Below are 3,983 nucleotides of genomic sequence, written 5' to 3' on the forward strand. Positions count from 1 at the left end.
ACGCCCGGCTGACCCTGACCAAGCCCGGCACCCCGGTCACCGCCCCGGCGGCCAACGGAGACGCCGCGCCCGGCACCGGAGCCGTCGCCACCGGCGCGCTGGCCCCCGGCTTCACCGTCACCCAGACGACCGTCGTCACCGAGCAGCGCGGCCAGGGCCTGTCCGGCCTCACCTGCACCCCGGCCGGCACGAGCTTCTGGTTCGCCGGGGCCAGCACGGCCGGCGACCGGGTCGACTACCTCAGCCTGGTCAACACCGAGTCCTCCGCCGCCGTGGTCGACATCAAGCTGTACGGCGACAAGGGCCTGATCGACAGCGACGCCGCCAACGGCATCACCGTCGCCCCCGGCAGCTCGCAGTCCGTCCTGCTGTCGACCATCAGCAAGGGCGCCGTCACCGACCTCGCCGTGCACGTGGTCGTCCGCTCCGGGCGGATCGGCGCCGCGCTGCACGCCGCCGACGGCGGCAAGGGCGCCGACTGGATCCCCGCCTCGGCCGACCCGGCCGCCACCCAGGTGCTGCCCGGCCTGCCCGCCGACACCGCCTCGGCCCGGCTGGTGGTCTGGGCGCCGCCGGAGGACGACGCCGACCTGAAGATCCAGCTCTCCGGCAAGAACGGCTGGTTCACCCCGGCCGGCAACGAGTCGATCCACGTCAAGGCGGGCATGGTGGCCGCCGTCGACCTCGGCAAGGTCACCCGCGACGAGGTGGCCGGACTGCGGCTGTCGCCCAGCGACGACAAGCACCCCACCCCGGTCGTCGCCGCGCTGCGGGTCGACCGCGCCGGCGCCGGCGGCAAGAGCGACGCGGCCTGGCTCACCGGCACCAACCCGGTCGGCGCCCGTGCCACCGTGGCCGACAACCGGGCCGGCGCCTCCACCCTGTACCTGACCTCCACCGGCGACGCGGCCACCGTACGGGTCACCGCCTCGGCCGGCAGCGGCGGCGGCACCCCCGCCACCAAGGAGGTCCAGCTCCCGGCCGGCGGCACGGTCGCCCTCCCGGCGCCCGAGCCCGCCGGGCTGAACGGCACCTTCGCGCTCACCGTGGAGACCGTCTCCGGCGGCCCGGTGGTCGCCGCCCGGATGCTCGCCATCCCCGCCAAGGACGTGCCGATGTTCACCGTCCAGGCGCTGCGCGACGACCACAGCACCGTCAAGGTCCCGCAGGCCGCCCAGGACCCGGGCGTCGTCCTGCGCTGACCGCGCACCGGGGGCGGGCCTCCCGCCCCCGGTGACTCACTCCTCGTCGTAGCGCGGGTCGATCGCGTCCGGAGACAGCCCCAGCAGCTCGGCCACCTGCTCGATCAGGATCTCGTGCACCAGCGCAGCCCGGTCCTCCCGGGTCTTCGCCCGGATCTCCACCGGCCGCCGGTACACCACGATCTGGCTCTTGCGCCCCTGCTTGCCCGGGGACACCCGGCCCAGCGGCACGCCGTCCTCGGCGTCGGCGCCGTCCGCCTCGTGCAGCGGCACCTCCTGAACGGCGAACTCCACCTCGATCAGCTGCGGCCAACGCCGCTCCAGCCGCTCCACCGACTCGCGCACGTAGTCGTCGAACAGTTCGGAGCGGGTGAGCGAGATCGGCACCTGGGGCGGCGCCAGCGGGCCGCGCAGCCCCCTGCCGTGCCGGTCGCGGTGCCGGGGACGGCGGGAGGGGCCTGTCGGTGACTGCGGTGCGGAGCTGTCCATATCACTGCCGAGAGTAGTCCTTGGACGGTCGGAAGTGGACCACTCCGACGGGGGAATCGGCGGAGGGCCGGGAGCGCGGCGCGCGACACGGCACACCCTCCGGGCAGGCGGTCTTCGCTCCCCGGCGGGGAGTGCGGTACCGTCCACCCTCGTGAGCTCTGTACGTCGTTGTTCGCGGACCGCGTGCGGCCGACCGGCCGTCGCGACGCTGACGTACGTCTACGCGGACTCCACCGCCGTCCTGGGCCCGCTCGCCACCTACGCCGAGCCGCACTGCTACGACCTGTGCGCCGAGCACGCCGAGCGCCTCACCGCCCCGCGCGGCTGGGAGGTCGTCCGGCTCGCCGCCGAGGCCGGGCCGCTGCGCCGCAGCAGCGACGACCTGGAGGCCCTCGCCAACGCCGTGCGCGAGGCCGCCCGCCCGCAGACCCCCCGTCAGGGCCGCTTCCCCGAGGGCGACTCCACCGAGGGCGGCCGCCGCGGGCACCTGCGGGTCCTGCGCTCACCGGACAACTGACGCCTCACCCGGCACGGCGCATTCGTTCGACCCGGGTACGCTGCCCGTCTACCGTCACCACGCCCCGTCGACCGCACGGGCGGGTGGCCCCGACGTACCGATCAGTACCGAACCAGGGTGGAGCCGCAGTGCGCGACCTCAAGCAGCTCGTGAAGGCGTACGACGTCCGAGGCGTCGTCCCGGACCAGTGGGACGAGAGCCTGTCCCGGGCCTTCGGCGCCGCGTTCGTACAGATCACCGGCGCGTCCGCGATCGTGGTCGGCCACGACATGCGCCCCTCTTCCCCGTCGCTCAGCCGGGCCTTCGCCGAGGGCGCCGCGGCCTACGGCGCCGACGTGGTCGAGATCGGCCTCTGCTCGACCGACCAGCTCTACTACGCCAGCGGCAAGCTCGACCTGCCCGGCGCGATGTTCACCGCCAGCCACAACCCGGCCCAGTACAACGGCATCAAGCTGTGCCGCGCCGGCGCCGCCCCGGTCGGCCAGGACACCGGCCTGGCCGAGATCCGCGAGCTGGTCGAGTCCTGGACCGCCGAGGACGACACCGTCACCGTCCCGGCCAAGGACGTGAAGCCCGGCACGCTCTCCGAGCAGGAGACCCTGCGCGGCTACGCCGACCACCTGCTCGGCCTGGTCGACCTCACGGCGATCCGCCCGCTCAAGGTCGCGGTGGACGCCGGCAACGGCATGGGCGGCCACACCGTGCCGACCGTCTTCGACGGCCTGCCGATCGAGCTCGTCCCGATGTACTTCGAGCTGGACGGCACCTTCCCCAACCACGAGGCCAACCCGCTCGACCCGAAGAACATCGTCGACCTCCAGGCCAAGGTCCGCGAGGTCGGCGCCGACCTGGGCCTGGCCTTCGACGGCGACGCCGATCGCTGCTTCGTCGTGGACGAGCGCGGCGAGCCGGTCTCCCCGTCCGCGATCACCGCCCTGGTCGCCGCCCGCGAGATCGCCCGCGCCAAGGCCGCCGGCGAGGCCGAGCCGACGATCATCCACAACCTGATCACCTCCTGGACCGTCCCCGAGGTGGTCCGCGAGCTCGGCGCCACCCCGGTGCGCACCCGGGTCGGCCACTCCTTCATCAAGCAGGAGATGGCCGTCACCGACGCCGTCTTCGGCGGCGAGCACTCCGCGCACTACTACTTCCGCGACTTCTGGCGCGCCGACACCGGCATGCTCGCCGCGCTCCACGTGCTGGCCGCGCTCGGCGGGCAGCAGGGCACGCTGTCCGAGCTGACCGCCGAGTACGACCGCTACGCCGCCTCCGGCGAGATCAACAGCACCGTCGCCGACCAGGCCGCCAGCACCGCCGCCGTGCGCGCCGCCTACGCCGGCCAGGAGGGCACCACCGTCGACGAGCTGGACGGCCTCACCGTGGCCGGCCCGGACTGGTGGTTCAACCTGCGCGCCTCCAACACCGAGCCGCTGCTGCGCCTGAACGTCGAGGCCAAGGACCCGGCGAAGATGGCCGAGCTGCGCGACGGCGTGCTGGCGATCGTCCGCGCCTGACGGCCGGCGCCCGCGCCCCGGCCGGTAGGGTTGCCTATCGGCCGGGGCACCTCCGTGCCACCACCGAACTTTGGAGAGCCCCATGAAGCTCGAATCCTTCCTGCTGGAGATCCTGGTCTGTCCGCAGTGCCGGGCCGCGCTCGCCGAGGGCGGAACCGAGGAGCAGCCCGAGCTGGTCTGCACCGGAGGGGACTGCGGCCTCGCGTACCCGGTCCGGGACGGCATTCCGGTCCTGCTGGTGGACGAGGCCCGCCGCCCGGC

Annotated in this window: 5 protein-coding genes; 4 read left to right on the forward strand and 1 reads right to left on the reverse strand. The window is 74.1% G+C overall.

Features of this window, described 5'->3' with window-relative positions; translation table 11 throughout:
• The coding region (locus J0670_RS32310) for a DUF5719 family protein (protein WP_243437839.1) at positions 1-1,202 on the forward strand (1,202 nt) is incomplete at its 5' end.
• Between the two features lie 36 nt (positions 1,203-1,238).
• On the opposite strand, the gene J0670_RS32315 is transcribed toward J0670_RS32310, so the two are convergent.
• Positions 1,239-1,691: a metallopeptidase family protein gene (locus J0670_RS32315; RefSeq protein WP_207815603.1), complete on the reverse strand. Its 453-nt coding sequence runs from the start codon at positions 1,689-1,691 to the stop codon at positions 1,239-1,241.
• 151 nt (positions 1,692-1,842) lie between these two features.
• Between J0670_RS32315 and J0670_RS32320 the strand changes: the two genes are divergently transcribed.
• The 3 genes from J0670_RS32320 to J0670_RS32330 all read left to right on the forward strand — a co-directional run.
• The gene (locus tag J0670_RS32320; RefSeq protein WP_307806793.1) at positions 1,843-2,208 is read left to right on the forward strand and encodes a DUF3499 domain-containing protein; all 366 of its coding nucleotides are present in this window, start codon (positions 1,843-1,845) and stop codon (positions 2,206-2,208) included.
• 128 nt (positions 2,209-2,336) lie between these two features.
• Positions 2,337-3,722 (forward strand): phosphomannomutase/phosphoglucomutase, encoded by a 1,386-nt coding sequence (locus J0670_RS32325; RefSeq protein ID WP_207815604.1) that lies wholly within the window; start codon positions 2,337-2,339, stop codon positions 3,720-3,722.
• Positions 3,723-3,804: 82 nt separating this feature from the next.
• Positions 3,805-3,983 (forward strand): Trm112 family protein (locus J0670_RS32330; RefSeq protein WP_207815607.1); only part of this gene is annotated, 179 nt, incomplete at its 3' end.

Origin of the sequence: Streptomyces sp. FH025 (assembly GCF_017427025.1) — a bacterium.
In the GTDB taxonomy this organism is placed as follows: Bacteria; Actinomycetota; Actinomycetes; order Streptomycetales; family Streptomycetaceae; genus Kitasatospora.